This is a genomic window from Paraburkholderia sp. UCT70, from assembly GCF_050434085.1.
Lineage (GTDB): Bacteria > Pseudomonadota > Gammaproteobacteria > Burkholderiales > Burkholderiaceae > Paraburkholderia > Paraburkholderia tuberum.
This window is the reverse complement of record NZ_JBNPVZ010000002.1, coordinates 730,055-755,448: the sequence shown is the minus strand read 5'-3', so window position 1 is coordinate 755,448 and position 25,394 is coordinate 730,055. Positions and strand designations below refer to the sequence as shown.

The 25,394-nt window shown below is 61.1% G+C and carries 22 protein-coding genes and 3 pseudogenes; 12 read left to right on the top strand and 13 right to left on the bottom strand.

Features of this window, described 5'->3' with window-relative positions:
• The first annotated feature begins 18 nt into the window (after nt 1-18).
• Nucleotides 19-867, top strand: a complete 849-nt coding sequence (locus tag OKW41_RS05730) for an alpha/beta fold hydrolase (protein ID WP_429571819.1) — start codon at nt 19-21, stop codon at nt 865-867.
• Entirely contained in the window at nt 864-2,444 is a 1,581-nt protein-coding gene (locus OKW41_RS05725) for an AMP-binding protein (RefSeq protein ID WP_429571818.1), read from the top strand. The genes OKW41_RS05730 and OKW41_RS05725 overlap by 4 nt, the downstream gene beginning before the upstream one ends.
• Before the next feature lie 18 nt (nt 2,445-2,462).
• On the opposite strand, the gene OKW41_RS05720 is transcribed toward OKW41_RS05725, so the two are convergent.
• The 3 genes from OKW41_RS05720 to OKW41_RS05710 all read right to left on the bottom strand — a co-directional run bounded on the left by OKW41_RS05720 (nt 2,463) and on the right by OKW41_RS05710 (nt 5,795).
• Nucleotides 2,463-3,338, bottom strand: a complete 876-nt coding sequence (locus OKW41_RS05720) for an enoyl-CoA hydratase-related protein (RefSeq protein ID WP_429571817.1) — start codon at nt 3,336-3,338, stop codon at nt 2,463-2,465.
• A 43-nt stretch (nt 3,339-3,381) separates the two neighbouring features.
• Entirely contained in the window at nt 3,382-4,332 is a 951-nt protein-coding gene (locus OKW41_RS05715) for a spirocyclase AveC family protein (protein ID WP_429571816.1), read from the bottom strand.
• A gap of 110 nt (nt 4,333-4,442) precedes the next feature.
• Nucleotides 4,443-5,795, bottom strand: coding sequence for an aminoglycoside phosphotransferase family protein (locus OKW41_RS05710; RefSeq protein WP_429571815.1), 1,353 nt, complete (start codon nt 5,793-5,795; stop codon nt 4,443-4,445).
• 132 nt (nt 5,796-5,927) lie between these two features.
• Between OKW41_RS05710 and OKW41_RS05705 the strand changes: the two genes are divergently transcribed.
• The 4 genes and pseudogenes from OKW41_RS05705 to OKW41_RS05690 all read left to right on the top strand — a co-directional run bounded on the left by OKW41_RS05705 (nt 5,928) and on the right by OKW41_RS05690 (nt 8,978).
• Nucleotides 5,928-6,731, top strand: coding sequence for an SDR family NAD(P)-dependent oxidoreductase (locus tag OKW41_RS05705; RefSeq protein WP_429571814.1), 804 nt, complete (start codon nt 5,928-5,930; stop codon nt 6,729-6,731).
• Between the two features lie 129 nt (nt 6,732-6,860).
• Nucleotides 6,861-7,664, top strand: a complete 804-nt coding sequence (locus tag OKW41_RS05700) for an SDR family NAD(P)-dependent oxidoreductase (protein WP_429292100.1) — start codon at nt 6,861-6,863, stop codon at nt 7,662-7,664.
• Nucleotides 7,665-7,786: 122 nt separating this feature from the next.
• A pseudogene (locus OKW41_RS05695) lies at nt 7,787-8,287 on the top strand (IS91 family transposase); the annotation flags it as partial.
• A gap of 355 nt (nt 8,288-8,642) precedes the next feature.
• Nucleotides 8,643-8,978, top strand: coding sequence for an ArsR/SmtB family transcription factor (locus tag OKW41_RS05690; protein ID WP_429571813.1), 336 nt, complete (start codon nt 8,643-8,645; stop codon nt 8,976-8,978).
• A 232-nt stretch (nt 8,979-9,210) separates the two neighbouring features.
• Here the strand turns inward: OKW41_RS05690 and OKW41_RS05685 are convergent, their stop codons facing one another.
• Both OKW41_RS05685 and zigA read right to left on the bottom strand, forming a co-directional pair.
• Nucleotides 9,211-9,549, bottom strand: coding sequence for a hypothetical protein (locus tag OKW41_RS05685; protein ID WP_429571812.1), 339 nt, complete (start codon nt 9,547-9,549; stop codon nt 9,211-9,213).
• 113 nt (nt 9,550-9,662) lie between these two features.
• Complete coding sequence (zigA, locus tag OKW41_RS05680) at nt 9,663-10,793, bottom strand: zinc metallochaperone GTPase ZigA (RefSeq protein WP_429573355.1); 1,131 nt, start codon at nt 10,791-10,793, stop codon at nt 9,663-9,665.
• Here zigA and OKW41_RS05675 point away from each other — a divergent pair.
• Complete coding sequence (locus tag OKW41_RS05675; RefSeq protein ID WP_429573439.1) at nt 10,710-10,895, top strand: hypothetical protein; 186 nt, start codon at nt 10,710-10,712, stop codon at nt 10,893-10,895. The two genes, zigA and OKW41_RS05675, sit on opposite strands and share 84 nt — an antisense overlap.
• A gap of 62 nt (nt 10,896-10,957) precedes the next feature.
• Here the strand turns inward: OKW41_RS05675 and OKW41_RS05670 are convergent, their stop codons facing one another.
• Entirely contained in the window at nt 10,958-11,965 is a 1,008-nt protein-coding gene (locus tag OKW41_RS05670; protein ID WP_429445330.1) for a CobW family GTP-binding protein, read from the bottom strand.
• Nucleotides 11,966-12,376: 411 nt separating this feature from the next.
• A complete protein-coding gene (locus tag OKW41_RS05665) occupies nt 12,377-12,628 on the bottom strand; it encodes a metal ABC transporter solute-binding protein, Zn/Mn family (RefSeq protein WP_429445328.1) in 252 nt (83 codons plus the stop codon).
• Nucleotides 12,629-12,788: 160 nt separating this feature from the next.
• Between OKW41_RS05665 and OKW41_RS05660 the strand changes: the two genes are divergently transcribed.
• The 3 genes from OKW41_RS05660 to OKW41_RS05650 are packed head-to-tail and all read left to right on the top strand — an operon-like array spanning nt 12,789 to nt 14,268.
• Nucleotides 12,789-12,965: a metal ABC transporter permease gene (locus tag OKW41_RS05660; RefSeq protein ID WP_429445326.1), complete on the top strand. Its 177-nt coding sequence runs from the start codon at nt 12,789-12,791 to the stop codon at nt 12,963-12,965.
• Between the two features lie 2 nt (nt 12,966-12,967).
• Nucleotides 12,968-13,795, top strand: coding sequence for a metal ABC transporter permease (locus OKW41_RS05655; RefSeq protein WP_429445324.1), 828 nt, complete (start codon nt 12,968-12,970; stop codon nt 13,793-13,795).
• Nucleotides 13,792-14,268, top strand: coding sequence for a Fur family transcriptional regulator (locus OKW41_RS05650; RefSeq protein WP_429571811.1), 477 nt, complete (start codon nt 13,792-13,794; stop codon nt 14,266-14,268). The genes OKW41_RS05655 and OKW41_RS05650 overlap by 4 nt, the downstream gene beginning before the upstream one ends.
• A gap of 555 nt (nt 14,269-14,823) precedes the next feature.
• Here the strand turns inward: OKW41_RS05650 and OKW41_RS05645 are convergent.
• Nucleotides 14,824-15,702 (bottom strand): dienelactone hydrolase family protein, encoded by an 879-nt coding sequence (locus OKW41_RS05645; RefSeq protein WP_429571810.1) that lies wholly within the window; start codon nt 15,700-15,702, stop codon nt 14,824-14,826.
• 374 nt (nt 15,703-16,076) lie between these two features.
• Nucleotides 16,077-16,598, bottom strand: coding sequence for a hypothetical protein (locus tag OKW41_RS05640; RefSeq protein ID WP_429571809.1), 522 nt, complete (start codon nt 16,596-16,598; stop codon nt 16,077-16,079).
• Nucleotides 16,599-17,181: 583 nt separating this feature from the next.
• Between OKW41_RS05640 and OKW41_RS05635 the strand changes: the two genes are divergently transcribed.
• Nucleotides 17,182-17,334, top strand: coding sequence for a hypothetical protein (locus OKW41_RS05635; RefSeq protein WP_429571808.1), 153 nt, complete (start codon nt 17,182-17,184; stop codon nt 17,332-17,334).
• Between the two features lie 75 nt (nt 17,335-17,409).
• Here the strand turns inward: OKW41_RS05635 and OKW41_RS05630 are convergent, their stop codons facing one another.
• The 4 genes and pseudogenes from OKW41_RS05630 to actP form a co-directional block, all read right to left on the bottom strand.
• Nucleotides 17,410-19,878 carry a glucose/quinate/shikimate family membrane-bound PQQ-dependent dehydrogenase gene (locus OKW41_RS05630; protein ID WP_429571807.1) on the bottom strand — a complete coding sequence of 823 codons (2,469 nt, stop codon included), beginning with the start codon at nt 19,876-19,878 and terminating at the stop codon, nt 17,410-17,412.
• 643 nt (nt 19,879-20,521) lie between these two features.
• Nucleotides 20,522-21,973, bottom strand: a complete 1,452-nt coding sequence (locus OKW41_RS05625) for an NAD-dependent succinate-semialdehyde dehydrogenase (protein WP_429573354.1) — start codon at nt 21,971-21,973, stop codon at nt 20,522-20,524.
• Between the two features lie 212 nt (nt 21,974-22,185).
• Nucleotides 22,186-23,370: a thiolase family protein gene (locus tag OKW41_RS05620; RefSeq protein WP_429571806.1), complete on the bottom strand. Its 1,185-nt coding sequence runs from the start codon at nt 23,368-23,370 to the stop codon at nt 22,186-22,188.
• 150 nt (nt 23,371-23,520) lie between these two features.
• Nucleotides 23,521-24,993 (bottom strand): annotated as a pseudogene (actP, locus tag OKW41_RS05615) (cation/acetate symporter ActP); the annotation flags it as partial.
• Between actP and OKW41_RS05610 the strand changes: the two are divergent.
• Nucleotides 24,984-25,379 (top strand): annotated as a pseudogene (locus tag OKW41_RS05610) (PLP-dependent aminotransferase family protein); the annotation flags it as partial. The pseudogenes actP and OKW41_RS05610 overlap by 10 nt on opposite strands.
• Nucleotides 25,380-25,394: the final 15 nt, after the last annotated feature.

Genomic DNA, 25,394 nt, shown 5'->3' with positions numbered 1-25,394 from the left:
GGTAATGGAAAATCCGCAATGAATGATCGTGTCCCCTCATGGTTCGACCACGCCATGGCCCAGCCGCGTCGATCTCACTTCACCGAAGGCGGCGGGGTGACTGTCCATTATGTCTCGTGGAACGCCGCAGACACCGGTAAGCCGCCACTTGTCTTCGCACACGGTTTTCTCGGGCACACGCACTGGTGGGACTTCATTGCGCCCTTCTTCACCGATCGCTTTCGCGTCTTTGCTCTGGATTTCCGCGGCATGGGCGACAGCGCCTACAGGCAGGAATACAGCGCCGACGTTTTCGTGCGCGACCTCGTCGCTGTCGTAGATGCAATCGGCTCTGGACCGTGCGTCGCGGTGGGCCACAGTTTCGGCGGATCGCGTCTGCTCCAGGCGTGCGCGACCTTTCCCGATCGTCTCTCGCATGCAGTCGTGCTCGATTCGTATTTCATGCTACGCGGCGAAACCTTGCCTGCAGTGGAACGACGCCCGCCGCCCCGTCCCTATCCGGACTGGCATACTGCACTCAGTCGCTTTCGACTCATCCCGGAACAAGATTGCGAGCCGTGGCTGCTCGAGCATCTCGCGCGGACATCACTTCGTCAAACCGCCGACGGCTGGGTATGGCGCTTCGACCCGAAGTTGCGGAATCTCCAGCCGGTCGAAGGCGAAGAAGACCTGCTGACCCGCATCGCGGTTCCCGTCAGCTACGTGCACGCCGAGTGCAGCAGCGTGGTCAGCGCCGATCGCGCGCTCCGCATAGTAGCTTCGATTCCCGGCGCGAAGGGTCCCATCACGATGCCACGCGCAGGCCATCACATGATGCTTGACCAGCCACTCGCGCTGGTGAGCCTCTTGCGAGCCTTGCTAGCATGAATTCCAATCTGCGCGAATCGAAAACTGCGCCGTGGTCGAGCGGTTTGCCTCTCGCGGCCCTGATTGCGCGCGCCGTCGAAAAGCACGGCGCGACGCCACTCCATTTTCATACCCAGGCGGGTGCCTACACTTGCACCACCGAGTCCCTGCTGCACGACGCGAAAGAGATTGGCAAGGCACTCACAGCCGTCGGTCTGCGTCGAGGCGATGTGATCGCGATACAGCTTCCCACACAGCGCGAGACTGCGCTTCTGTATCTGGCTGCACTGGAGATCGGTGCGGTACTCGTGCCGATCGTACACATCTACGGTCCCGCCGAAGTCGGCTTCATCCTTCGACAATCCCGCGCCCGCGTTCTGTGCGTGCCCGATTTCTGGTCCCGAACCGACTACCTGGAGCGTGTCGCCGCGCTCGGCGACACGCCCGACCTCGAGCGCGTTATCGTCGTTGGCGATCGGGCGCCCTCGAACGGCATCACGTTTGGCGCGCTGCAACGACTCGCCGCGACAACGCATGAACAACGCCCTGCTGACCCGCCAACGTCGGAAGACATCTGCCTGCTGCTGTATACGTCAGGAACGACAGCTTCGCCCAAAGGCGTGCAGCACTCTCATCGCACAGTAGGCGCAGAGTGGCAGATTCCGTTCATCGACGGGCCTGGGCCGTATCTCACGCCCTTCCCTGCTGGCCATATTGCAGGCTTCAATTTCCTGTTGCGTCCATTCATTACAGGCACCGAGATGGTGTTCATGGACCGATGGGACGCCTCGCTTGCCGCGCGACTGGTCGACGAGTATCGCGTGCGCCTCTCGGGCGGCACACCGTTTCATCTCCAGGGGCTCCTCGAAGCCGCCCGCCGCGACGGGCGCAGCCTGGCGTCCCTCGCTTCTTACGGTCTCGGCGGCACGGGTGTCACGCCCGAGCACGTCGCCATGGCCGATCGGGCCGGCTTCGCGGGAACCCGCGCGTACGGGCTGACCGAGCATTCGACAGTGAGTGTCGGCTGGGCCGATTCGCCTTTTGATATCCGGGCCTGCACGGACGGTCGCATTCAACCCGGCTCGCAGGTGCGCATTGTCGACGAGTTGGACAGCGACATGCCTGCCGGACGCGACGGCGAGATTCTGATCAAAGGACCGGAGCTGTTTGTCGGCTACACCGACCCGGCGCTCAATGCGGCCGCGTTCACTCACGACGGATGGTTCCGGACCGGCGATATCGGCCGTCTCGACGCAAACGGCTGCCTGACCATCACGGACCGAAAGAAGGACATCGTGATTCGCGGAGGAGAAAATATATCGTCGCTCGAGGTAGAGCGAGTACTTGCCACTCACCCGGCCGTGCGCGATGTCGCCGTCGTGGCGCAGCCAGACGCACGATATGGCGAAAGAGTCTGTGCGGTCGTCGTCTTGCACGAACGCACGTCGCTCGACCTGATCGCAGTCCAGACCCACTTTGCCGGCGCGGGCGTGGCCAGGCAAAAGACGCCCGAGCAACTTTGCATCGTTGCAGAGCTGCCGCGCACGCCCTCGGGAAAGGTGCGAAAAGGCGATCTGCGCAAGCAACTTTCCGCGTAGTAGCAAATCAGCTGGTGCTCATCGAGCGGAGCCGTCCCGGCGCGACTTGAAAAACCGATCTCGTTGCATTGACACCTGATCGGACGAAACGAGCCGATCGTAGATTGCACGCGCTGCGGCCATGCCGGCATCGAAATCGGGCGACTCGGCTGCGGCGGCGATGGCATCCAGACACTGGCTTTCTATTGCATCGCTACAGCTGAGGCGTGAGCGCGCTTCAGCGACAATGGAAACCGGATCGCCATCAGGCAATGGCAACCGGCGAATCAATGGCAACGATGTACCGCCTATCTTCTCACGCGCAAGCTCGATCGCAAGGCGCGACATTTCATGCTCATCGCCATCGACGATCCGGTCAAATAACGCGGTGCCCCGGAAGGTTCCTGCGCGCACGATTTGAGCACCAAGAATGAATTCGATCGACTTCGCGAAGCCCAGCACACGCGGCAAGCGCTGCGTACCGGACAAAGGGATCACGCCGAGCTTGCATTCGGGCAGGCCGATCTGCGCATTGTCCGCGACCACACGGTAGTGGCACACCAACGCGGTTTCCAGACCACCGCCAATGGCAAACCCGTGGATAGCGGCTACAACCGGCTTGTCGCTCGCCTCGATCACGGGATGAACGTGCAGCGACAACGCTGGCGAAGCTGTGGCAGCGGACGTGCCGAACTCGCGAATATCACCTCCCGCGGAAAAGCCGCGTCCACTGCCATTGAGTACGATCGCGCGAACCCGCGCGTCGCACCGGGCCGCTTCAAACGCGGCAACGAGTCCGCGACGGATTCCCAGACCTAATCCGTTGACTGGCGGATGGCTCATCGTGACGATAGCGACTTCGTCTTCTACACGATACTCGACGTCGGCGAAGCGATGCGGCTTGCAATGCGTCATCGGTTATCCGCTGTGGCGTTTGACGATGGCGGGCACTGTGCGCCTAACGGTTGTTAGCAAGCCAGCTCGGCATATCTGCCGGCCACGGATCGGCATACACCGCCTGCACACCCATCGCGGTCGTGTAGGCCAGATTCAGTATGTTGCAAAACGCGATGAAAGCGAGCACCCGAAGCGCCGTGCGCACCGCTGGATGGCAACCGACACGATCGACACCTCGCTCGATGGCCGTATATCCGTCTTCGTCGACGTTCAGCAGAAGGAAGGCCGACGCCACGAAAGCAGACGGAAACAGCAGGAACTCATAGACCGGAAACTGGTAGTAGTGACCGCCCCAGAAGGAGACACTCTGGAACGCACCCGGCCACGCGTCGAAGCCCATGAAGCGGCTGGCCGCGATGTCGAGCAATCCCATTGTCATCCAGATGGCGGCAAAACCAGCGAGTGCGAGTCGTACGTTGCCCGCGCGGGGCCAACGCTTACGGACCGCGCGCATCGCCCACACCGCCACTACGGCGGTGCCTGTAAAGGTATAGAAGTAGCTTGGCGCGTCGATCAGGATAGGCTCGGCGATGCGAGCATGGGACGATTGCCAGAATGGAATGAAGCGACACCAGCAGCCGTAGTTCAGCGCATAGGCGTTATAGGTGAACATCGGGCGAAGAAAGTCCAGCCATGGATCAAGCCAATATGCCGAAAGCCAACCGATCATCAACAAACGCACCGCGTCGATGCTGCGACTTCTGACGATTCCGTAGACATACCAGATCGCTACGGGAATCAGGATCAGCACGCTGACCCACTGGTAATGGTCGATCGTCGCCTTCACGGATTCCGGTAGTGGATCCGCGCCCAACTCGACGGGGCGGAAGTCCTCCGAACGAATCCATGCGACGTAGGTGCGGATTTGTGCAAAAGCGAAAAGGGCACCGAGCCCTGCCCACGCATACACGCTGGGCCAGGTTGTGCTGCGTCGAGCGACCATTTCCGACATTCTTCGCCTCCTTTATCATTCCCGTCATTCACATTTTTGAATACCGATCATAAAAATGTACTCCCGCGGAAGTGGCGACGTCAAGTGCGTGTCGCTCAACGCCTGGTGGGTTATCGGCCCATGAGGTCATGAATCTCGTGATCGAGTGCCGCCATCGCGAACCGAGGCGCAACTGCACAATTGTTGACTTCGACCTGCCACTCCACCGGATTCACGAGCCAGAAGAACAGCCCATAGACGATGTGGCGCCGGTAGGCATCTAGCGCGCTTTCAAATGACGGCGGGTTGTTGACGCCGTGAAAGGCGAGCCGCTCAAGATAGTATTCGAGCAACGCGCGCTCCCATCTCGGCCGATCCGCGATATCCAGAGCCGATATCAGGAAGTACGTGACGTCATGAGCCCACGGTCCGCGTCGATATGACTGCCAGTCGAGAAAGCCGGGCGTGCCGTCGCGGTCGAAATACAGGTTTCCGAGGTGAACATCGCCATGGAGAAACGTCATCGGCCCGATGCGGTCGAAAGCGCGCAGATCGAGGAGCGCCCGCTCCATCCAGTCACGATCGTGAAACCGCTTTGGCAGGGCGGCCCCGCGCGGCAACTGTGTATAGCTGGCGAACACCTCGGGTTTCAACTGGCCCCAGTGATAGGTGCCGGACTCGCCATCGGGCAGCGGGTCCTGCGGCGCGAGCCACGCCAGTTCGCCATCGCTTTCGAGCGCAGGCGATTGCCAGAACTGCGCGTGCCACCGCGCTTGCGCGTCCAGGTTTGCCGCCGCCTGCGCAAACGTCAGCGTCCGCTGCACGCGACAGAATTCCACTTCCCGTGAACGTAGATCCTCGAGGATCACGATCGACTGCCCGCTTCGACTTTCGGTCTCTGCATAGAAGCAGGCAGGCACATTTGCACGCAAGCAGGGATGGACTTCCTTGAAGAACTTCGCCTCGTATTCGTATATGTAGGCGTTCAAGTTCCGGTACTCGGGAACGAAACCGCCCTTGACGATCAGAGACTCCGGCAAGCGAAGCTCGCGCCCTGTTGCGTTGTAAGCAAGACGCACCCTGACTTTGGTAGCCGTGCCGTACATCACCTCGTCGATGGCCAGTGATTCGACGGCTACCCCTTCATGGCTGCGCGCGAGCGCCGACGTCAGCCACGAAGAGGTGATGTCCTCAACCTGCAAAGGAAGCGTGCCGGTACCTGGCCGCGGTCGGTGCGATTCCATCTGGACGGGGCTTCTTTTCGCAACATTCATCTTGGCGCCTTCCTGTGAGGTTGTATGTGCGTTCGTGCCGACATCATCATTGCCGGACCGACGTTCTCCACGCACATGTTGCGCGGCACGTCCGAAGACCCGCAACGAGGGAAATCCCGGCTGGTATAATCGTTGCGGTTTTAGAACGGCGTGCGTATTTTCGCCCACCGTTTCCACGAGGCCCGCTAGCACGGCGCTGAGTCGCTTCATTCCTGCCGTCCGTTAGAGCGCGGGATTAGTGAAACCAGCTCACTCTAATTGTTCCCCACGGTAACCATTGCGCGTCGGACGTTGTCGCTAGAATTCATCAAAAGCGAAATACAGCCCCCTGGAGACAACTCGATGACCACATCCTTGCTTGAGCGGCTATTCGGCATCAGCGGAAAAATCGCTGTCGTGACTGACAAGGGATGCAATTCCAGCATCGATATTGCCCCTGTGCTGGCCGAGGCTGGCGCACGGGTCGTAGTCGCCGATCACAGCGCAGCGCACATGCAATCGGTCGTCGACAAGATCGTTTCGGCGGGCGGCGAAGCAATCGCTATCGAGGCAGACGTGGAACGTGAAACCTCCGTGATTGCGTTGTTCAATCAGGTCAGCGCAGCCTGGGGTAGCCCGGACATCGTGGTCAATTGCGCGGCCATGACCAATAACGGGCCGCTTACGGAGTTCTCCGAAGCCGCCTGGGACGAAGTGATGGCGATCGACCTGAAATCTGTGTTCTTTTGCATGCGAGAAGCGATCAAGCGCATGCTCGCCGCAGGCCGGGGTGGACGCATCGTGAACGTGACTACCATGGGAGCCACGCATGCCGTACTGAATGGCAATGGCGCCTACGGTGCCGCGCGAGCGGGCGTAGCGGGTTTAGTGCGCTCCGCAGCGCTGGACTATGCCCGCGACCAGATTCTCGTCAACTGCGTGCTTCCCGGTGCAGTGCCCGGCAAGGTTCAGTTTCATCCGGATATGCAGGCTCGCCTGAAAACAGGAAAGCTCACGGGACCCGGTACGGATGCGGAGCGACGTCTGCCGCTTGGATGGGGCGATCCCGCCGATATTGCCGCCGCTGTGCTGTACCTCGCAGGGCCGTCAGGCCGCTACATGACGGGCCAATCGATTACGCTCGACGGCGGATTTCTGATTAGCTGAAGACGTCCGCACCCAATCATCTTCACTGTCTGGTGAATTCCGATGAACTACAAACGATTGGGCCACAGCGGCAAGACTGAAGCGAACCGAACAGCGCGACCTTCATCGACACTCAAAACGGAGCATTCCATGTTTAGTGAAACACAGATCGGCGCGCACCTCGCGCAGAGGTTCAATCTCACGGGCAAGACCGCCGTTGTTACCGGCTCTGCGCAAGGTCTCGGTCGCGAGACTGCGCGACTGCTCGCCGAGGCCGGCGCCAAGGTCGTGATTGCCGACTTGAACCCCGACGCGGCGTCGGCAACAGCGTCGGATATCGATGCGGACGGCGGCATTGCGATGCCATGCAAAGTCGACGTGGCCGACGAAGCATCCGTCAAGGCACTATTCGCAGCCGTAGATACGAAGTTTGGCGGTGTCGACATTCTGATCAACAACGCGGCGCACCGTTCGAAGGCCGAATTCTTTGAAATGTCCGTCGAACAATGGGACCAGATGCAAGACGTCACGCTGCGGGGCACGTTCCTGTGTTGCCGAGAGGCTATCACGCGCATGAAGGCGAACGGCGGCGGTTCGATCGTCAACATCTCCTCCGTCGGCGCGCTTCGACCCACGCTGTGGGGCGTCAACGCCCATTACGACGCCGCGAAGGCCGGCGTGGACAGCATCACGCGATCACTGGCCAGCGAGTTCGCGGCCGACGGAATCCGCGTCAATTCAATCCTTCCAGGCGGCATGGCCAGCGAGGGCGGCAAGAACATCAGCGCGACGTTCAAGATTCGAGGGCCGATCGTAGGCGCAGGACGGATTCCGATGGGACGAATGGCCGCCCCGATCGAGGTTGCACAGAGCGTATTCTTTCTCGCAAGCCCTGCCGCAAGCTATGTCACCGGGCAGATCATCGCCGCGGACGGCGGCTTCACGGTCAGCTAGGCGGACTCCACGACCATGTTCGCTCGACCGTGGAACCGTGGGACACTGAAATGCCAGATTCAATTGACCAATGACCTCGAAGGACTAGTCGTCCGGTTACCCGTTTCGCAAATCTGACTGACGCCGACCCGGCTGTCTTTGCCCGGTGGCTTGCGCCGCTGCGTGACTGCGAATGGGTCGTGTATGCCAAGCGTCCCTTTGCGGGACCCGAAGCGGTACTCGCCTACCTCTCCCGCTATACACACCGCGTGGCGATCTCCAGCCAGCGCCTGCTCGCGTTCGATGAACGCGGCGTGACGTTCCGCTGGAAGGACTATCGTTCGAAAGGGCGCACCCGCTCCATGGCCATGACGCTGGAGGCCGGCGAGTTGATGCGTCGCTTCCTGCTGCATGTGCTTCCCGGTGGTTTCCATCGCATCGGTCACTATGGACTGCTTGCGAACCCGGTGCGCCGCGCCAACCTCGCGAAGGTGCATGAACTGCTGCAAGTCGCGGCAGAGGTCAACGCATCACCCGAAGACAGCGTCATCGAAACGAGACCGGCCTTCATCTGCCGGCACTGCGGCGCATCGATGATCATCACCGATATCCTTGCGCGGACCGCGCCGATTCGCGCGCCACCCATCCTACCCATACTTCGCGGCGGCAGCCGTTCGACCTGGCTCCGATCGAAGGGCTACCTTGAAGGTGCAGCCGCCATCGCTCGATTGCGGATAGCTAATCGCCCAATTCGACCCTTCGTACACGTTCGAGCCTGTTCGTCGCGCCTGGAACCCAGCCATTCGACGTCGGTCGAACTGGGCAAAGCTTTGTGGCAAAGCGATTCGTGACATCGGTGCCGGCCACCGTTAGTGTGTCGAGAACCATCGGTCGACGTCGATATCCCGATGACCTCTGGCAGGACACGGGCAACCGCAGTATTTCCGTGCATGCGGCGGTGCGTCATCTATTGGCGACGTGACTCTTTGGAATGCAAAAATGCAGGCATCCGAGTTGTCCGACGACCAGGTCGCGGAACTGGTAGAGATGTTCCGGCAGATGGGCGATCCGACCCGCCTCAAAATAATTGCGGCATGCCTTCGCGTGCCGATGTGCGTTTCCGACATCGCGGCAAAATATGGTCTGTCGCAAACGCTCGTCAGCCATCACCTGCGGTTTCTGCGAGCAGCCCGGGGGCTGCGCGCCGATCGGCGCGGAAAACAGATTTTCTGTGTAGCAGCTGACGAGCATGTAAAGCGTGTCATTAGCGACATGGCTGAACACGTGTGTGAACATCCGCCGTCCGAATTTGATGAGCCACCGAAGGAGGAATGACGCGTTTTGCCGTTGACCTGCCAGGCAAGCCCCGATGTTTTCCGACTATCGAATCCGCCGCGCCAGTTAATTAAAGCACGGACGCGTTTACTTTATTGGGGGTATGGCATCATCTAGGGGGGAAACAAAGGGCGTTGGCTTCGCCGTGCGTAAGGAGGATCGCTTACCATCTGGCCGGATTAACCGTTGCCCATTGCGGGCACGCCGCGAAGCCCACGTCATGCGTTCACTATCACGTGAGTCGAGGAGCATTGCTATGAGCACCTGCAACGAACCGCATCATGCCCAACATGACCATCAGCATGGTCCGAACTGCGGACACACTGCGATCAGGCATGGCGATCATATTGACTATCTGCATGATGGTCACCTGCACCATCCCCATGGCGATCACGTGGACGAACACCGGCTGGAGGTGAGCGGAAAAAATCCGGATCAATGTACTTCCAGCTGCGGCGGTCATGAGCCGGGACATGTCCACGGGCCGGCATGCGGCCACGAAGCGGTACCGCATGGCGATCACGTCGACTACCTGGTCAACGGCCACCTGCACCATCCGCACGGCGATCATTGCGACGACCACGGCCCGGTTGAACTCGCCTGAGTGCCCCGCACCAGGCAGGCGAAGTACCTCAATGCGATTGAGTATGCATGGTGCCAGGTTACTGCCTGGGTGGACACACCTTACTGTGTCCACTCAGGGAACGGGTCAGTAAATTTGTGCCACGCGACTTCATCACGGGCCAGTTCGTCCTCGCTTAGCAGGCAGGCATCAAAGGACGCACGCAAGGTTACCTCGTCCATTCCGGTGCCGTTCAGGACCAGCTCCTGTTGACGATCCCCGAAACGCTCGTGCCAGCGGCTTCGGATCATCGCCTGTGCTTCGGGCTCCTGCGGCCAGGCGTGCCTGGGCACGGTTGCCCACCAGGTCCCGGCGCGTCCGTGACGCGAGATCGCGCCGGCTTGCGACCATTCGCCGACCGCATGGTTGCGCGAGGCCAGCCAGAAGTACCCCTTCGAGCGCACGACGCCCGGCCATTCGCACTGAATCCAGTCGAAGAAACGCTGCGGATGAAACGGACGGCGCGCGCGGTAGACGAAGCTGGTGATGCCATATTGTTCGCTTTCGGGAATGTGTTCGCCGCGCATCTCCTTGAGCCACCCAGGCGCTTGCGCAGCGGCTTCGAAGTCGAACGGGCCGGTATCGAGAACCTGCCCGATCGGCACCTGGCCAAAGCGGCTTTCGACGATCTTCGCGCGGGCGTTCAGCACCCGCAGCACGCCTTTGACCAACTCCAAATCGCTTGCGCTCACAAGGTCCGTCTTGTTCAGCACGATCACGTCGCAGAACTCGATTTGCTCGGTCAGCAGATCGACCACGGTGCGGCGGTCTTCCCCGCCCAACGTTTCGCCGCGATCCGCCAGGAAGTCGTGGGAACCGTAGTCGCGCACAAAGTTATAGGCGTCGACGACCGTCACCATCGTGTCCAGGCGAGAGATATCCGAGAGGCTGTGACCTTGTTCGTCGCGGAACGTGAAGGTTTCCGCCACCGGCAAGGGCTCCGATATGCCCGTGGATTCGATCAGCAGATAGTCGAAGCGCTTCTCCCGCGCGAGCCGCTGGATCTCGATCAGCAGGTCCTCGCGCAATGTGCAGCAAATGCAACCGTTGCTCATTTCGACGAGCTTTTCGTCGATGTGCGAGAGCTGGCTGCCGCCGTCACGAATCAGTTGAGCGTCGATGTTGACTTCCGACATATCGTTCACGATTACGGCCACCCGCTTGCCTTCGCGGTTATTCAGGACGTGGTTCAGGAGCGTGGTCTTGCCCGCGCCGAGAAAGCCGGACAGTACGGTGACGGGGAGCTTGTGCATGGAAAAAGTGGAGCCTCATACGTGGTGAAGAAGATCGCATGATCGACACGGCCAGCCTGCTGGCCGAGGCGTGTGCGCGGCAAGCAGGCTTGCGATCCTTCGTGTCAGTTCTGCACGACTTCGCCAACCATACAATTGTCGAGGCCCGCCTTGAAAAGATCATGTGGCAACTGTTTGCCGATGAAAACAATCCGGGTTTCGCGCGTTTCATTCGCGCCCCAGGACTTACCGATATCCGCGCCAAAAATCATGTGTACGCCCTGGAACACTGCGCGGCGGTCGACACCCGCCAGGTTCAGCACACCCTTGTAGCGCAGCATCGCGGCACCATAGATCGCAACCGTGGCGCTGAAGAACGCCTCGAGCTTGTCCCGATCCAGAGGCGCAGTAATGCGGTAGACGAAGGACGTCACATCGTCGTCATGCTCGTGCGAAACGTCTTCAAGGAAATCGGGCTCGATGTCGACGATGGCATCCAGACTGAAGCTGCGGATGTCGAGCAGTTGCTTCAGGTCCGTCTCGCCAAAATGTACCGGCCTGATCGTCGCGCGCGGGTTCATCTGCCGCAACCGGCGCATCAGTTGCTGCGCCTGCTCTTCGCCGACGAGGTCCACCTTGGATACGAGGATACGGTCCGCGAATCCGACCTGCTCCTGCGCTTCGTGATGTTCGTCGAGCTGCTCGCCGCCATGCCGCGCGTCGACCACCGTCACGATGGCGTCGAGCAGGTATTTCTCCTGCACGACATCGTCAACAAAGAACGTTTGCGCGACGGGCGCCGGATCGGCAAGACCCGTTGTCTCGATGATGACCCGCTCGAACGCGAGTTCTCCTGTCTCCCGTCGCGCGGCGAGTGTCGAAAGGATACGCACCAGGTCGCCACGCACCGTACAACAGATACAGCCGTTGTTCATTTCGACAATCTGCTCGTTACCGTCCTGCACCAGCAATTCGTTGTCGATGCCCGCTTCGCCGAACTCGTTTTCAATGACCGCAACGCGTCCGCCGTGATGCTCGGTCAGGATGCGGTTGAGCAAGGTCGTTTTTCCGGCACCGAGGAAGCCGGTCAGGATGGTCGTAGGGATACGCTGGAAGCCGGTTGCATCTTGCATTGCATTCTCCTGTGAGCGGCACGCGCTCAAGCATGTTCGCCCACCGAGGTGCGCGGGCGCTGAGCAAATGGTTACGGTCGAGATGCCCCAATGCGTGACAGCCCGCTTCGCTGATGCCACGGTCCGGGACGGCCAGTCTGTCCGGTGGAAACGTTAGACGCCACAGTTGTTATGTTATAACGTATCTAAATCTATCGGAACTTTATTTTTCGTGACCAGGAACGCCAATGAAAAAAATCGCCGCCGCGCTTTACAACTCCGTTCAGCACCGCGTATCCTGGAATTCAGGACAGCCAAACCGGTTTGTTTGGCGCGGCGCACGAACGCCCATCGGTAGCCTTTCGGCTGCATTGGTACTGCTTGCCGTGCATCAGGGAAGCGCCATGGCGGCATCAGCGGCGGCTGGCGTAATCAACGCCATCGGTGTGGAAAACGAGTACGCCGACGCGGGTTTCGCGTGCTGTCGGGCAGGCCGAGCAGGTGTTGGGCGTCGATGACCTTGCGTTTGCTATTGGGCGCGGCTGCGATGATCTTGTCGGCCCAGGCGTCGTATCCCACGCCGTTCTTGACGATCAGATCGGCGGAAGCAAGCTGCGCTGCCACCTTCGGGTTGACCTCGAAGGCGTGTGGATCCGTATTGGGATCCGTTTCGATCGCGCTCACCTGAACGTACTGAGTCCGACCGTCCGTACCCGCACGCCCATGACCGCAGCCAGCTCTGGGTCAACGGAGCTGAGCAGCAAGGGACGATAAAGCACGCCCACGGCAATCAACGCTCCCGTACCCACCGCCAGTGCGAGCGGAATGATCGCACCTGCTGGTATTGGCGCTGGCCGTTTCCCTATCAGCTATTACCGTCGGCGCCATCCTGTCGACCGCACTCCTGATAGGTCCGGCGGCGATCGCCTTGAGGGTGGCAAGGCGGCCAGCCTGGGCCACGGGTCTGTCCGCGTTATGCGCGCGGATTGCCCTGAACACCCGTGAACCGGGTGAGGCCTGACCATGTTCTCCAGCTTCATGACCAACACATGGATCGTGGCGGGCATCGTAGCAGCGGTCGCCGGACTCATCGGATTCTTCGTGGTGATTCGAGGCGCCTCGTTCGCCGCGCACGCCTTGCCGCTCGGCACCTTTCCCGGTGCTGCAGCGGCAAGCCTGCTCGGTATCAATCCGCTCTTCGGCCTGATCGTCTTCGCTGGTCTCGGCGTGATTGGAATCAGTTGGCTGGGCCGGCGCGGAAGACCCGAAGTCGCAACCGCCCTGTGCCTCGTCACGCTGCTAGGCCTCGGGGCGCTGTTCCTGAGCATGACGAGCGAGTATTCACAAGCGGTCTATGCCCTTCTCTTCGGCGAAGTATTGGGCGTGAGCAACACCGATCTCGCGCCGGTTGCCGCGATCAGCGGGTTCTCGATTGCGGTTACGGTTGTGCTCTTCCGGCCACTCCTGCTCAGTTCGGTATCGCCCGATCTGGCGAAGGCGAGAGGCGTATCGAGCCGCGCGATGGAACTTGCGTTCATGAGCATCCTGGCGCTTGCGACGGCAATGGCGCTCCCGGTAGTAGGCGCGCTGCTGGTGTTCAGCCTGATGATTGGGCCCGCGGCTGCGGCCCGCTCGCTGACTGACCGGCCGATTCTTGCGATATGCGTGTCGGTTGGAAGTTCGCTCGTCACGGTGTGGACATCGATCGCCCTCTCCTATGTCTCCAACTGGCCAGTCGGTTTCTTCGTTGGCATGCTTGGGGCCGCCTGTTACGGAGTGGGGCAGGTGTGGACCCGGGCACGAGCCTGGTCGCTGGCAGGTGTTTCGCGAACCCAGGTTCATGCAGAATGAACGCGCCTGATGCAAGCAAGGGGGACGCGGGCCCAACCGATATGCAGGCAAGGCTCGTAGCAGCACAAGTGCAATGTGAGCAGCGCGGAGCCCGTTTCACGCCGATGCGCGCAAGGGTGCCGGAGTTGCTGTTACAGCACTATCGCTTTGTGACTGCTTACGAACTTCTCGACAGCATTCTGGAAACACACCCGCGCGCAAATCCAGCGACCGTCAATCGGATTCTCGGCTTCCTGATGGAGAATGGTCTGGCGCATCGGCTTGCCACGGTAAACGGCTATATCGCGCGCGCCGGTGCCACGGGTAACGGCTATCGTCTCTTTGCAATTTGCGGGCGCTGCAGCAAGGTCTCAGAAGTCGAAGCAAATGGAGTAAGGGATCTGATCGCGGCGTCGGTCGCTCGCGTCGGCTGTGCACCGGACGATGGAGCCGCCGAAATCACGGTCGTGTGTCGGGACTGCCGACAGGGTTGACTGGCCTGCTCCCTTTGACGGCCGCTCATCGGACCGGTTTCAGGCTTCTGAAGTAGGCCCGTTCCTCAAAGCGCATCCCCGCCAATGACCGGGCGTCAATCGAGACGAAGCAGCACGCGACGTACGGCGATACAGTACGGCTACGCAGGCAGCTTGCCAATCTGTGTCCATCAACGGCTACGTGCGTGCGGAAAAGCCTCGCCCCCTGATATCCTCGACTATCACCCAACGACCGCTAGCAAACCGACTTCAGCCGTTTGCCGGCCGTTCATCAACGGCTCTTGTTGGCCGGCAGTACGCATTCGCGCAAGTCGCCGGAAAGCTGCCGTTGAGGATTCCGATGTCGGCTCTGTAAAACGTTCATCGAACAGGTCCTATCGGCCAACTACGGACGCTGGGCCATACTTTGTCACGGACGTTCGAGCGTCCGCTTCGCCCAGACGACGGACGTTTGTGCGCCGATCACGTCTATCGCGTTGGCTACAGTGGTCCCGTACCCCATCGCATACGACCGACCGCGGGAAGTGTGGCTCCGGGCGCGTGACGCCCCTCGGGCTAGTTTTGCTTAAAGGCGGTTGTAAAGAATTGCACGAGGTCGTCACGCGCCTGCTGACGCGCCTCGGGATCGGGCTGGACATGAATTACCCCGCCTTTTCGCCGATTCGCACCCGGGTCGTTGAATTCACGACGACCGTCAAACACATCGAATTCGTGCGTCGCGCCCGGGAAGGCTCGCAGTGAGACGTGTGCGGCATCGGCCGGCGCGAGACTATGCAAGAGCGCCTGGCAAGCGGCTGCGCCACCATCGTAGTCGTCCACCGTGCCGACGAAGATCCGGATCGGCGCGTCAACGAGGTCGCCGAAGTCGGCGCCTGGCACATGGTTATAAAGCCAGCATACGGGGTAGAACGCCACGGCTGCTTTCAGGTGGATATCCTTGCCGAGAAGTGCATCGCTGTGGCGGTGCGTCATCATGAGCAGAGACTCGATGCCGCCCATCGAACTGCCCATGATGCCGATGCGCGAGGCGTCGATTGCCGGTCGTCCTTCAAGCAGGCGATACGCGCCGACGATGTCGGGCAGATTGTCGCCAAGCGCCTTGGGACGACTGGACGCCCCTCCCGGAAGACCCCGGCCGCCCCATTGGTCGATTTCGAGCGTGGCGATACCGGCGCGATTGAGCGCGGCGGCGTAGTAGACGCCACGGTAACTGAGACCGGAGGTGCCATGCATGAGGATCACAGCAGGAAGCTTGCCGGACACGTTGACTGGCACCTGCAGTCGCGCGCCGATCATGATCGGCTTGCCGTTCCAGTCGACCGGGTAGGCCAGATAGTTGATTCGCAGCGGCGGCGTATCTTCCCAGGCGTGCCCGGTTGAAAGATGACCGAGCAGGACAATCGCTCCAAACAGCGTGCGCAAAAGCGTTCTCATGTCGGCCCTCCAGGGATGTTTCGCCCGTGTTGGTTCACGACCGCCCCCTCCTCATAATAGGACGTCTGATAGGGCTGGAGTTCGATTGAGGCCGGAACCGCGGACGGACGCGTGACGCCGGCGGTGAAGGTCGCTCGGGATGAACAGTGTTCGTTGTCCAGCGAACGGCATGTAGGCAAGCAGACCGGCGGGCGGTCGACGACGCGTGGATGACAGTTGGGCCTCGAAAGCTGTCGCTCATCTGACGCGGCATCCAACGGCAGAAGTGGGTCGGTCGCCGTCCGTGCTGCACATCGCTCAATTGACGCTCGCACACGCTGCCATTCGGTATTTGTAATGCGGCCTGTTGCGGCCGTCCATGCCACGACGCCCCTCTACTTATCACGGCCTTCGTCGGTGCCAAGATTTCCCACCGGAGGTTCCACTGTCAGAAAGCGACTCGCGGAAACGTCATCGCCATCGTGGACCAGTTTCGCGGAAACCGACACCTTGCTGCCGAGCGGCAGCACGATTCCCCTAGCATCGTCAAAATCGGCGCCGGGAGCGAACACGTAGCCTTCTTTCGGGAGAAGGCTTATTTCCTTTATTAGATCGCGCGTGTTGGAATCGTCGTCAGGATTAATGACGCTACTGGCCGCAAAACCGTCTGGAATCCGCTTTATCTTCAGCTTGAAACTGTCATCGGGTGGTTCAACATCGACTTCACTGCCGCGTGCGTTCTTCGACCGCACATGCACTACAAGCAATCCGAGATTGTCGCTGTATGGCAAGACCTCGGTAGACAGGGATAAATCGATCGCCCAGTCTGAACCGCCAGCGAGGTCGAACTGGTAATACGCGAATATTGCCCCGCCGATCACGGCGACGGTTCCGAGCGTGGTTGCCCATTTCGACACGGGGTCCGCGTTTCTCCACAGCCATGCGAACACTGAACGAAGCCAACCACCTGCGCGCACGGCGAAGTGCCGGAATCGCAACCCCACGTTCCCGCTACGCATGGAGTCTCTCCTAACCTGTTTTTATTCAAGGCGCCATGCGGCGCTCGTAGTACGGCCTGTCGCTACCGCAGAAACTCGTAGCGTTCGATGTCAGGGCATACGCTAACTGCCGGCACCATTGAACATACTGCGGACGGTCGTGAGTCGCTCCCAGATGTCTCCAGTGGGTCAACATGAGTCAACACGCATCGGACAGCGCGCGGCCATGAGGGGACGATCGCTGTGAGGAATAGTCGGACATCCGAGCGTCACTAGTACTCCAAAAGCGGCCTTGGAACCTGGTGGATTGATAGCCATTTATCTGGGCAAGGTCGGAGCCCATATTGGGTTTCTCAGTACGCGGAGTGACCGACAGATTCTCGCACTGACGTGAATTCAAAGTAGCGGGAATAGGAGATGCGTAGCTCTGCAGGATAGCCCGACGAGTGCTGTCTGATTGCGTCGCAAGTATTGATCGGATGCCACCCAACCAGGAGATGTCATGAAACCAATCCTCTACCGCCGGCTTCTCGCGAGCGCGATCACGATAGCTATCGCCGCGATGTGCTCGGGCTGCAAGCCCGCCGATAAGGCGGGTGGAACAGCCAACGCGGATTCGGCGGCGAGCAGTTCGCCGTCCGCCGCAAGTCAGTGACAAACAGATGACCGCATTGCCGTGCGTGGACGTGGCAGTCCTGTCCACGCACGTCCACCCTGCTTTACCGCTTTGCTATTGCGGCAACGCATAGGCAATCACGTAGTCGCCGAGCTTCGTACCGAATGAGCCGTGACCGCCTGCAGCAATCACCACGAACTGACGTCCGTTGACCGAATAGCTCATCGGCGTTGCCTGCCCGCCGGCGGGCAGACGCGCCTGCCAGAGCTGCCTGCCGTTGTTCACGTCGAAGCCGCGAATGTAGTTGTCGGCCGTCGCGCCGATGAACGCCACGCCGCCCGCCGTGATGATCGGGCCGCCGAGCATCGGCATCCCCATCTTGAACGGCAACGGAATCGGCGAGCTGTCCCGCACCGTTCCGATCCGCTTCTTCCATACGATCTGGTTGGTCTTCAGATCGATCGCCGAAATGAAGCCCCAGGCAGGTTGCTTGCAAGGAAGACCGAACGGCGACATGAACGCATTCAGTGTCACGCCGAACGGAACGCCGTATTGCGGCTGAATTCCGGTCTCCGTCCCCGAACCTTTCGCGCCCGGTACCGGCTGAATCGGATTGCCCGGGCCACGCGGAATCAGCCGCGAAACGAACGGCAGCGCAATCGGATTGGCGACCGCAATCTGGCGATCTGTGTCGACCGCCATGCCGCCCCACTCGAACATGCCGAGATTGCCCGGAAAGACCAGCGTTCCTTGCTCTGATGGGGGTGTGAAGGTGCCTTCATAGCGCAGCTTGTGGAACATGATCCGGCATACCAGCTGGTCGTACATCGTGGCGCCCCACATGTCGGCATCGGTGAGATCCTTCGATGGCCGGAATGTCAGTCCGGAGAACGGCTGGGTAGGCGAAACATGGTCGCCGGGCGCCGCACCCTGCGGCACCGGGCGCTCCGGAGCCGGCACCACCGGCACGCCCGTGCGCCGGTCGAGCACGAACAGGTTGCCGGTTTTGGCCGGCGCATACACGACAGGCACGGTATTGCCCTTGACGTCGGTAATGTCCGCGAGCGTGGGCTGCGATGGCAGGTCCATGTCCCACAGGTCGTGGTGGACCGTCTGATAGAACCACGCGAGCTTGCCCGTCGACGCGTGCAGCGCGAGCAGGCCGCTCGCGAAACGCTCCTGATCCGCCGTCCGGTTGCCGCCCCAGATGTCCGGCGTGGTCACGCCCATCGGCAGATAGACGATGTCCAGCTTGGGATCGTATGCAGCGGGCGCCCACGAGTTTGGGGAATTGAGCGTGTAGTGACCGCCGGCGGGAGGATTCTGATTCGGGTCCTTCGCGCCCGGGTCGAACACCCACAGCAGTTCGCCGGAACGCACATCGAAGCCGCGGATCACGCCCGACGGCTCGCGCGTCGAATAGTTGTCCTCGACCGCGCCCGCGATGACGATCACGTCGTTCGTGATGACCGGCGGCGAGGTCGGCTCATACATGCCGGGGGTCGTCACCGGCTGGTTGTGCTGGAGATCGAGATCGCCGCCGTTGGCAAAGGTTTTGCACAGTGCTCCTGTCTCAGCGTCGAGCGCATACAGGTGGCCATCGTTGACGGGCAGATAGATGCGGCGCATGCAGGCCCCGGGGGTCGCGGCAGTCGCAGCGGGCGCAGACGCTGGTTGCTGAGCGGGCGCCGCGGCCGACGCTGCCTGCTGATCCGGCGCGGCGGCCGATGCGCCCGAGGGCTGATCAGCCGTCGGCGCGGGACCGGCCGCGGAAAGATCGACGTAAGACACACCACGGCAGGTCACGTGCTGGAACGACGGATCGGCCTTCAGCTGCGGATCGAATTTCCATTTCAACTTGCCGGTCCGCGCATCCAACGCCCATAGGATCTGATGCGGCGAGCATAGAAACAAGGTCTCGCCGATCTTGATCGGCGTGACTTCGTCCGTAATCTCGACGGGGTCGTTGGGGCCTTTGCTATCCCCGGTCCGGAAGGTCCACGCGACCTGTAAGTCCTTGACGTTTGCAGGCGTGATTTGAGTCAGCGGGGAATAGCGGGTACCGGCCTGGGTGCGCGCGTAGGTCGGCCAGTCGGCGGCGTCATCACCGGTCTCTGCGGGGGCCGCCGATGCCGCACTGAAGCTCCCGTTGACCGTTTGCGGGTCGTTGAAGTTCGCGTAGATGAGCACGCCCGCCCAGACAGCCAATGCAACGACGAGCGAACCAATGCCGAGCCCGCGTGCGCCCTCCATCCGCCAGCTCACGAGCAGCAGTAGCCACACGCCGAAAATGACCAGCACCCCGGAGCGCGGAGCCAATGCCCAGAAGTCCGTGCCGGACTCCCACAGTGCCCAGACCGCCGTCGCAATCATCACGAGCGCGTAGAGAACGAGCGCAGCGGGCTTGCGCCGGTAAAGCAACCACGTCACTACCGCGAGCAGCAGGCCCGTGATCAGGTAGTACCACGACCCGCCTACGGCAATCAGCCATGCTCCGCCGATCACGAGGTAAAGCGAAGTGAGCGCGAGAAACACAAGTGTGATTGCACCGATGACGACTGACCAACCGGGCTGTCTCGACATGATGATCTTCCACCCTAATCAAGAACGACGTGCGCGCGCAGACCGCAAAAGATGGGCCTGGTCTGTCCTGTTGTTCGATGCAGGCGCCTGACTTCTCACGGGTTATCGCGCGTGCAGCGATGAGATCGAACCTGCCGCGGACGTGCCAACCGATACCTCGCTATCTGACCTGTTGGCCCAGGTGGTCGAGAGCATAGCGTCGGCAATGCTCAAGATATGCCGCTTCGTTGGCGACGGTCAATTGAATCATGCTGCGCCACAGCGATGATGACGCATCGAGCCATCTGGGCCCCTTGCCTGTCAGCCCCGCATAAAAGCCCTTGGCGCCCGCTGGGCAGGAGGCGGGAGATCTTTTGAGGGCGCCTTTTTCACAACTGTGTTCCTTCCTGCAACGGCCATCTGCGACAACGGTGTAGCTAGAATCGTGCCGCGCTTGTCTTTCTGCAGGATGAATTCGACTGATTTTCGGTCAGGTGCAGCCCTCGCCTCCATTCGCAGCAATGCGCGTCGAAGTGCGCTGTTCACATGCTTTCCGCGGGGTTGACGGACCGTGTGAAGACCGTCGACAGCAGGATCCGGGGTGATTGATTGCCTCTCGAAGCTCCTCGCGTCCCTCGCTCCGGCGTCCCCGCTGTCAATCGGCTCAAAGATTTCCGAAGCAGACGTATTTGGCTTCGAGGTATGCCTCGATTCCGGAATGAGCGCCCTCACGCCCCATGCCTGATTCCTTAATGCCACCAAACGGTGCTACCTCGTTAAACACAAGGCTATCGTTGACTCCAACAACGCCGGTCTCGAGAGACTCCATCACACAGAAGGCGCGGCCGATATCCGAGGTATAGAAATAGGCGGCAAGGCCGGTCCGCGTATTGTTTGCCAGTTCGATCACTTGCGCCTCGTCGGTAAAACGAAGCACATTTGCAATCGGAGCCAGAACTTCGTCGCCGCAAACGCTCATCTCTGGCTCAACGTTCGTCAGCACAGTGGGTCGGAAAAAGTTTGATCCGGGAGACAGACGCGACCCGCCAGTCAAAATCGACGCACCCGACTGCACCGCGTCGTTCACGAGATTTTCGACGCGTGTCACTGCGTCATCATTGATGAGTGGGCCGATCTGAGCACCTTCGGAGAGGCCGTCGTCGACTTTCAATGCAGCGACTCTGGACACCAGTTTAGAGACGAAGCATTCGTAAACATCTTCGTGGACGAAGAACCGATTCGCGCACATGGCTGCCTGGCCAGAGTGCCTGAAACGCGCATCTAGCGCTCCTTTGACAGCCAGATCGACGTCAGCGTCATCGAACACAATGAACGCACAGTTCGCTCCCAGTTCGAGCGACACCTTTTTGACCGTGGAAGAGCACATGGCCATCAAACGCTTGCCATCTTCAATGGCCCCGGTAAAAGAGACTTTTCTGACCGTCGGGCTCGACGCAAGCGCACGGCCGATCGCATCGCTCTCACCTGTGAGCACCGATAGCACGCCTCGGGGCAAACCTGCGCTTTCGCCAAGCAGGCATAGCGCAAGCGCCGAGAATGGCGTCTTCGGATCGGGATGATGTATTACGCTGCAGCCTGCAGCGAGTGCCGCTCCTAATCGTCTCGCTACCATCGACGACGGAAACGTCCAGTAAGTGAGCGCGCCGCAAACTCCGATGGGCTGATGTAGCACCCGGATACGCTGATTGCGGCGAGGCGCAGGAATGTTGTCACCGTAGATTCGACGCGCTTCTTCCCCAAACCACTCAAGATAGTTAGCGGCTTGCGAAATCTCCGCACGGGCTTCGTGCAGAGGCTTGCCCTGTTCCAGGCACAAGACCATTGCCAGGTCATCACGATGAGCCAGGACTAATGACGCCCACTCCTTCAGCACGGAAGCGCGTTCGCGGCTACTCCAGTCACGCCACTCCTGAAATGCGGCCGCACCGGAGGCAATAGCCTCCTCCACATGTTCCATGGTTACTTGCGGTACGGAGCCTAGCACTTCCCTCGTTGCCGGATTCGTGACTGGAATCCTGGGAAGATCGGTGTCATCAACCCACGAGCCGGCGACGTAGGCCGATTGCTGGAATAGACTCGAGCACTGGAGTTTCATGAGCGATCCCCACGCTGCTTGTTGCACCTTGATGATGTCCCGACAATTCGACGTGCGACTAGCCGGTTCGTTCTGACGGATCAGCGACCTGGATTGATCGCGCCCCCGTCCAACTGCTGCGTTGCTAGGCATTTCTTCGCGATCCTCGGCTGGGCGTGGCGACACGAGCGGCACAAAGTCGGCAATGCTGATCAAGTCCACCACTCATGCCGTTACAGCATCTCCAGCGCGAGCGCGATACCCTGACCGCCGCCGATGCACAGCGTGACGATGCCGCGCTTCAGGCCGTCACGGCGCATCGAATGGACGAGACGCGTGGTCAGGACCGCGCCCGTTGCTCCGATCGGATGACCGTGCGCGATCGCGCCGCCTTCGACATTGACGATGTCGTGCGCGAGTCCGAGCTGCTGGGCAACCGCGAGTGGCACGGCGGCGAATGCCTCGTTGATCTCGATGCGTTCGATATCGGTGAGCTTCCAGCCCGCTCGCTCCAACGCGATATGCACGGCCGGTACGGGACCGAGACCGAACATGCCGGGCTCGACGGCGGCGATGCCGAAAGCCGCAAGGCGCGCACTCGCTTCGATGCCCTTGGCGTCGGCATAACCGCGCTCGGCCACGACCATTGCCGCCGCACCGCTGTTCAGGCCGGGCGCATTGCCCGCCGTGATCGTGCCATCGGGACGGAACGCGGGACGCAGCTTTGCCAGCGTTTCCACGGTCGTTTCCGGACGCGGCTGCTCGTCGCGCGTGAACTGGATGCTGCCCTTGCGCCCTTCTATTTCGACGGCGACGAGTTCGGCGTCGAATGCGCCGCGTTCCTGCGCAGCCGCGAACCGTTGCTGCGAACGCGCCGCCCACTCGTCCTGGGCGCGCCGCGTCAGGTCGGATTTCGTCACCAGATCTTCCGTGTGCCAGCCCGAGTGCTCACCCGAGAATGCATCTACAAGACCATCGCGTAGCATGCTGTCGTGCATTTGCGCATTACCCATGCGGCTGCCCCACCGTGCAGTGTCCAGCAGATACGGCGCGCGCTCCATGCTTTCCATGCCGCCGGCAACCGCCACCTCACCGTAGCCAAGCGCGATTTCCTGAGCCGCCGAGACGATCGCCTGCGCGCCCGAGCCGCAGACACGGTTGACGGTGAGCGCGGGTACCGATACGGGCACGCCGCCGCCGATGGCGGCCTGTCGTGCCGGATTCATCCTGTTGCCGGCCTGGACGACGTTGCCCATTACAACGGACGACAGCGCTTTCGGATCGAGCGCGGCGCGCCGCAACGTTTCCCTCACAGCGAGCGCGCCGAGTGCAGTTGCGGGGACGTCCTTCAACGATCCGCCGAATGCGCCGATCGGCGTGCGAACGGCATGGGCAATGACAACTTCACGGGTATTCATCGCTATTCCTTTGAATGATGTGCTGCACGGATGTGCCTCCGTCGGAGGCAGGTGGAGTTTCTGTAGTCGCAATTCGCGGCGAGCCCGCCGATTTCGCCGCCGATGAGGACGTCGTCGCGTCCTGTCGATTTCACGAGCACCGATCCACGATCAATGATCGACCGCCTTCATGGGCAAGAGACCCGTCTGGCCATAGAACTCCTGCATGGCGAAAGCTTCGCGCTCCCGCTGGGCGCCCGCGCCGCGATCCAGCATCGAGAAGATCCATATGCCCGCGAACGCAAGCGGCACTGAAATCACCGCCGGGTTGTCGAGCGGCACGAGCGCATGCGCCTGATGCAGCACGTCCACCCATACCGACCTGGAAAACAGCGTCAGAAACACTGCGGACACGAGTCCGAGGCCGCCGCCCACGACAGCACCGCGAGTCGTCATGCCGCGCCAGAAAATCGACGATACCAGCACCGGAAAATTCGCGCTGGCCGCGACCGCGGCGACCAGACCGACGAGAAACGCCACGTTGACATGCTCGAAGCGAATGCCGAATCCGATCGCGACGACGCTCAGCATCAACGTTGCCGCGCGCGATATGCGCATTTCGCGAGCTTCGTCGCCCTTGCCGCGCGCGAGCCAGCACGCGTAGAGATCGTGCGAAACCGTGGTCGCACCGGAAAGCGTGAGCCCGGCGACGACCGCGAGAATCGTCGCGAAAGTCACGGCAGCGATGAAGCCGTAGAACAGATTGCCGCCCAAAGCATGCGCCAGATTGACCGCGACCATGTTCGAGCCGCCGAGCAGATCGCGCGTGAGATCGAAATGGCCATCCACGGCGGTTTTGAAGTACTCGGGATGTTGGGCGAGCAAAGCGATCGCCGAGAAGCCGATCACGAATGTCAGCAGATAGAAGTACCCGATGAAGCCGGTCGCGGCGCATACGGACTTACGCGCTTCCTTCGCGTCGGGAACGGTGAAGAAGCGCATCAGGATATGCGGGAAACCGGCGGTGCCGAACATCAGCGCGATGCCGAGCGAAAGCGCATTGAGCGGATCCTTCGGCAGTTTGCCGGGCGCCATGATGCTGAGCGCGGCGGGATGAACGTCGACGGCGCGCCTGAACATCTGATCGGGACTGAAGCCGAATTGCGCGAGCGCGATGATAGCCATGAACGTGGCGCCACACAGCAGCAGCACCGCCTTGATGATCTGCACCCACGTCGTCGCCGTCATGCCGCCGAAAAACACGTAGATGACCATTAGCGCGCCGACGATCACTTCGGCCACCCAGTAAGGCAAGCCGAACAACAGCTGGATGAGCTTTCCCGCGCCGACCATCTGCACGACGAGATAGAAGATCACGACGACTAGCGACGTGCTGGCAGTCAGCAGACGAATCGGCGCTTGCTCGAAACGATTGGCGACCATGTCGACGAACGTGAACTTGCCGAGATTGCGCAAGGGCTCCGCGAGCACGAACATCACGAATGGCCAGCCGACGAGAAAGCCGATCGAATAGATCAGACCGTCGAAGCCGAACATGAAGACCATCCCGGAGGGACCGAGAAACGAGGCCGCGGACATGTAGTCGCCCGCGATGGCAAGCCCGTTCTGAAAGCCGAACCATCCGGGCAACCACCTGGAACACGCCGGCGACCCTCACAGCCATCGCATGCGGCTGGATCGAAGACGGCACGGTCGACATGCTCGCGGCCGACAAACGCCGCGACGCCGCGTTGCGCCAGGCGATCGCCGGCCGTTTGCCAGGCGGCGTGAAGCGGATTGGCCATCCAGTGTCGTACTTTCTGTGGCTTCCGCTTGCCCAGGAAGTGCGCGCGGACGCGATCGCCATGGCCCTGAGGCGCGAGAAGATCGCCGTTTCGACCGCGCATCCGTTCGCCGCGTCGGCGCACGTACCGCACGCGATCCGGCTCGCGCTCGGCTCGGTCAGCTTGACGACGCTCGAGCAGTCGCTGCAAACGGTCGCGCGGGTCATTGCCGACCAGACCTACTGATCGAAGACTGCGCTG